3 protein-coding genes, 1 pseudogene and 1 riboswitch are annotated in these 5330 nt (G+C 35.0%); of the genes and pseudogenes, 2 read left to right on the top strand and 2 right to left on the bottom strand.

Annotation, left to right across the window (positions count from 1 at the left end; all coding sequences use genetic code 11):
- Positions 1-595 precede the first annotated feature (595 nt).
- On the bottom strand, positions 596-1909 hold the full coding sequence (locus ACQKIH_RS22200; RefSeq protein ID WP_057988966.1) for an NCS2 family permease: 1314 nt from the start codon (positions 1907-1909) through the stop codon (positions 596-598).
- A gap of 134 nt (positions 1910-2043) precedes the next feature.
- Positions 2044-2145, bottom strand: a riboswitch (purine riboswitch).
- Between the two features lie 207 nt (positions 2146-2352).
- On the opposite strand from ACQKIH_RS22200, the gene ACQKIH_RS22195 reads away from it, so the two are divergent.
- Positions 2353-2895: an NADPH-dependent FMN reductase gene (locus ACQKIH_RS22195; RefSeq protein ID WP_057988964.1), complete on the top strand. Its 543-nt coding sequence runs from the start codon at positions 2353-2355 to the stop codon at positions 2893-2895.
- Between the two features lie 55 nt (positions 2896-2950).
- Here the strand turns inward: ACQKIH_RS22195 and ACQKIH_RS22190 are convergent.
- Positions 2951-4141 (bottom strand): annotated as a pseudogene (locus tag ACQKIH_RS22190) (MFS transporter); the annotation flags it as partial.
- A 612-nt stretch (positions 4142-4753) separates the two neighbouring features.
- Between ACQKIH_RS22190 and ACQKIH_RS22185 the strand changes: the two are divergent.
- Positions 4754-5173 carry a DUF4181 domain-containing protein gene (locus tag ACQKIH_RS22185; protein ID WP_427768994.1) on the top strand — a complete coding sequence of 140 codons (420 nt, stop codon included), beginning with the start codon at positions 4754-4756 and terminating at the stop codon, positions 5171-5173.
- Positions 5174-5330: the final 157 nt, after the last annotated feature.

The raw sequence follows: 5330 nt of genomic DNA, 5'->3' as shown, positions 1-5330 counted from the left end.
CGTATCAACATAAAGTTGATATCTATAATTTGTTTAAGTTCATCACTTAAACGTTTAAATCATTAACGTTTGCTTGTTCAGTTTTCAAGGTTCATTCAGTTACGTTTTAGCGCGACTTCTTAATACTATAAAGTAATCAACTTCGTTTGTCAACAACTTTACAAATTCTTTTTTGTTGTTTGCGTTTGTGTCGCAGCAACGTGTTTAAATATACACCTTATTCCCGTTACATTACAAGCCTTTTTTAAAAGAATAAATATTCGGATTTTACACAAACCACTTAAATTAAGTTTCTTCCTATTATATAGAGAGTAAAGTATCTTTACTTGTCACCCTAATATAAATATGAAAAACCAATAGAAACGGAATAACTATTCATCAATAAATTACCCCTATCCCGTTTAAGTTATTGTTTTACTACACTTATTATCGCTTTCTTTCCATATACAAAGACGGTTTTAACACCTTTCCAATATTGTTTACCCACATTAGTCTCAACCTAATCAATAAACATTAATATATAAAATAATTTAGACTTTCCTCTATATAAAAAAGCCATGAAATCAAAAATCGATTTCATGGCTTTGGATTATTTTTATAAGAAGATAAAGTATCCTAAGAAGATTAAGAACATACCGTACATGATTGGATGAACTTCTTTACTACGACCCGCAACTATCATTGTGATTGGGTAGAATAAGAAACCAATTGCGATACCTGTTGCGATTGAATAACCAAGTGGCATACATAAGATAACTAAAAATGCTGGAATTGCAATTTCGATCTTATCCCATTCAATCAATCGTAATGAAGAAACCATTAACGCACCTACGATAATTAACGCTGGTGCAGTTACTGCTGATGTTACTACTGCTAGTAATGGAGAAATAAATAATGCTAATAAGAATAAAATACCTGTTACAACCGAAGCAAAACCTGTACGTGCTCCTGCCGCTACACCAGCAGTAGATTCTACGTAAGAAGTTGTTGTCGATGTACCGAAAATAGCACCTGTTACTGTTGCTAATGCATCCGCTAATAAAGCACGACCTGCACGTGGTAATTTATTATCTTTTACTAAACCTGCTTGCCCTGCTACTGCCATTAAAGTACCCGCTGTATCAAAGAAGTCAACGAATAAGAATGTTAGAACGACAATAAGGAAATCTGCGTTGATCACTGTCGTTGTAAATACTTCCATTGATTTAAAAGCATCAAATGCTGCACCAAACGTAGGCGAAACATCTGGAATACCTGAGATGAACTTTTCTGGAACTTTTACTAAACCGAAGATCATACCAGCAATCGCTGTAATAACCATCCCGTAAAAAATACCACCGTTGATTTTTTTAGCCATGAAGATTGCTGTAATAACTACACCGAATACTGCTAATAGAGCGTTACCTGATGTTACATCACCAAGTTTAACTAAAGTTGCTTCGTCCCCTACGATAATACCTGATCCTTGGAAACCTACAAATGTAATGAATAAACCAATACCCGCACCTACTGCATACTTCAATTGGGCTGGTATTGCGTTAATAATCGTTTCTCGTAAACCTGTTAATGAAAGAAGGATGAAAACTAACCCTGAGAACAAAACACCTGTTAATGCTGTTTCCCAAGCCATACCCATTCCTAATACTACCGAGAAAGCAAAGAATGCGTTAAGTCCCATACCCGGTGCTAGTGCTATTGGGTATCTTGCAATAAGCCCCATAAATAAACTACCCACTGCTGCTGCAAGAGCCGTTGCAACGAATACTGCATTATAATCCATACCTGCTGCAGAAAGCATCCCTGGGTTAACAGCTAAAATGTATGCCATTGATAGGAAAGTTGTTAATCCACCAAGTGTTTCCTTGCGATAATTTGTTCCAAGTTTATCAAACTCGAAATATTTTTTCATTGTGAAATGTTCCTCCAAGTTGTCGTCTGCCAACATGCCGAGTGCACCCGAATCCTTCAAATCAAAAAGACATGCAAAGTAAAATGCTGCATGTCTACGATTTAAGGAAAAATAAGAATTCACTTCACAAACGAAGAATCTTATTTTTAAATCGTAGTCGAATCATTTATGGTGATTCGGTAGAAACTTACGGGCCATATTCCCGACATTATACGACGACGTATTTAATTTATATTAGTAATATATCATTTCACTCTTTTAATTTCAACCCTATTCACGAACATTTTATACTTTTATCTATAAATAGTTCGTAAAAATGAGCATTAATCCATTTTTTAGATATTATTATCGAATTTTTAAGAGAAAAAGCAAATTGTTAGACGTTTCTAATTTACTTTTATAAGCTTGGTTATATAATGTAACTACAATTTGGAGGTAACAGAATGAAAATAGTAGCAATCGTTGGTAGTATCCGAAATGAATCTTATAATTTACAGCTTGCAAAGCATATCCACTCCCGCTATGCTGACCAATTTGAAGTAGAAATTTTAAATTTGAAGCCACTCCCTATGTATAATCAAGATGAAGAATTAAACCCACCTCTGGAAGTAATAGATTTTAAAGCGAAAATAAAAGCTGCGGACGCCGTACTTTGGGTAACACCTGAATACAATGCAACAATTCCTGGTGTATTAGGGAATGCCATTGACTGGATAAGCCGCGTCGACAAAGTAATGCACGGGAAACCTTCTATAATCATGGGCGCTTCTATGGGGGCATTAGGTACAGTTAAGGCACAAATGCATTTACGCGACATTTTATTTGCAAGCGGCATAAACTCACCGTTATTACCAATGAATGAAGTTTACGTTGGTGCGGCACATACAAAATTTAATGAGCAAGGCCAATTAGTAGATGAGGCAACTGTAAAATTCATTGATTCTGTCATTGTAAACTTCCAAGAATGGATGAAAAACTATAACTAATCAAAGAAAAGGATATCCGAATATAAACTTTCGGACATCCTTTTCGCCTTTTCTGTTATTCAAATGCGATTGGATACTTTTTCATTTTCAAATACATCATGAAAATTGTCGTTAAACTTAAGCTAAACAAACCAAATACCAAGCCTGTAATCGGTAAACCAAACCAATCTAGCAATGCCCCCGTAGAAAGTAAGACTACTTGGAATAACGTTTGATCGATCATATTACGGAATGCAAAGAAGCGGCCATGAAACTCCCCTGGAACTTCTTTTTGGAAAATCGTCATCGTTGTTGGGAAGAAACAGCCGACTGCAAAGCCAAACATTCCAAAAACAACAAGATTCATCATTTCAATTGTTGAGAAATAAAGCAGAGATTGTAAGAAACCGATGAAAAGCGCTAAACCGAACATCATTGTCCCCGTACGTAACTTCATCCCAACATATTTCACCGCAATGGCACCTACCATAAATCCAATACCTTCAGCTGTATAAAGCAAACCAGAAATACTCGTTGAATCATGCATCTGTGAAATTTTCATAATCATTAAGTTAAATGACCCTAAAAATAAAATCGGCACAACAATTAACACTAATGTAACAAGCACAACTGGATACCGCTTTAAAATCGGTAATACTTCTTTAAAACTTCCACTATCTTTCGTTTTCGCCGTTGACCGCTCTTCATCAACTTTCAAACTGAATAATACAAAGACCATTGCAATGTACATAATGAGGGAGATAACATATAGCCAAATTAAATCCGCATACGCTACAAATAATCCAGCTGCAGCGGCACCAATAATTCGAGATAGTGTTCGGGCATTCATGTGCCAGCCATTCAATGTAAGTAAGTCTTTCTTATCGACAATTTTAGGAATGATTGACTGCAATGCCGGCATAAAAAAGGTCGCTGCAATTTGTAACGCTACTAAAAAGACGACCATTAATAGCACAGAATCGAAGGCAATGGCAGCGAACATAATTAATACCGTCACCACTCGTGCAATAGATGACGCGATTAACACTTTCTTTTTACTACTAGCATCAATAATTTTCCCTGCCAATGGTGCGACCAACACCCCGGCTAGCATACCGATTGCTAAAATTACGGATTTATAAAAATCGGAGGGCACAAATTCCGTCATAAAGGCTAAGTTTCCGATAATTCCCGCCCATAGCCCAAGTCCGACGACAAATTCACCAATGAGCACAATCCACACATTTCGATTACGCCACATCCTCTTTACCTCCTTAAAAGTCTACTTCCTATCATTCTATAAAACTTCGGGACACTAAACAATACTGAATTAGAGAGGGCGGATTTTCTTATGTATCGTAGTTTAATCATCCATCAGCACCCCATTACCATTTATTTAACAATTACTAATGGGATATGATACAATTTCATTATTATGGAATTTTCTAGTTAATTATGAAATTAACAAAAGGATTGGTGAGATTCAATGGGTTTTTTAATATTTTTTTTGGTAGTGATTTTAGTATTTACCGCGTTGTCACTAGAACGAATTTTAAAAGATATACGGGATCAAAATAAAGAAATTATTGAGCTATTAAAGAAGGATAAAGAGGATTTTGAATCTAAAGATTAATACGGGTTAATTGAGAAGGAATTAATGTTGGCATTTTTGTAATAATTAACTTGTACTTCATGCCAGTCTTCGGAATCATCTTCTGTTTAAATCTTGTCAGCATTATTAAGAAAACTAAACAAGATGTAAGTACGGCAAAGAATACATTTTGGCTAACATTATCTTTCATAATAATCATTTGGTCATTATCAGTGGGCACTTTATTTACGTAGGATTTTGATACATATTGCAAGGAGGTAAACGTAAATGGATGGATTTTTTCCAGAGTCACTATTCGTTTTGCTACTTGTCCTTGTAATAGTATTTTGGATTTTTGGCTTTGTAATTAGAAAGCTGTTAGGTGTCGAAAGAATGAAATGGTTTTCTTATAATCACGTTAACGACAGACATAAAAAGTTAGATTGGTCGGTACGAATTATTTTCATAATTCTTTTTTTATTCAGCAACTATTATACATTTACTAACCAATCAATCGGAACTTATTCTCATTTAATACCATGGTTTGTCATAAGCATTTTCTTATTACTATCTGAGCTTTTACGTGCATTTATGGAATGGAAATATGCAGAAAACAAACGAGATTACATTGCAACGATTGCAGAATTATTGTTTGGGATTGGCGTGGCATTATTACTTATATCGACTGACTTTTTTAGCTTGCTTTAATTTAGCTTAGACCATTTAATCTCGAAATCCCTCTCAAAATAAAAACACTCCATGCCTATTTCGGGACTGACCCCCAAAGTATAGACAAATAAAAAAAGCATCTTCGATTGAATTCGGGTTTAGATACCTAAAATTCAATTAGGAGGTGTTTTTTTAT

It is taken from the genome of Solibacillus cecembensis, assembly GCF_050272495.1.
Classification (GTDB): Bacteria; Bacillota; Bacilli; order Bacillales_A; family Planococcaceae; genus Solibacillus; species Solibacillus cecembensis.
The sequence above is the reverse complement of the archived record's forward strand: the minus strand, read 5'-3'. Positions and strand labels throughout refer to the sequence as shown.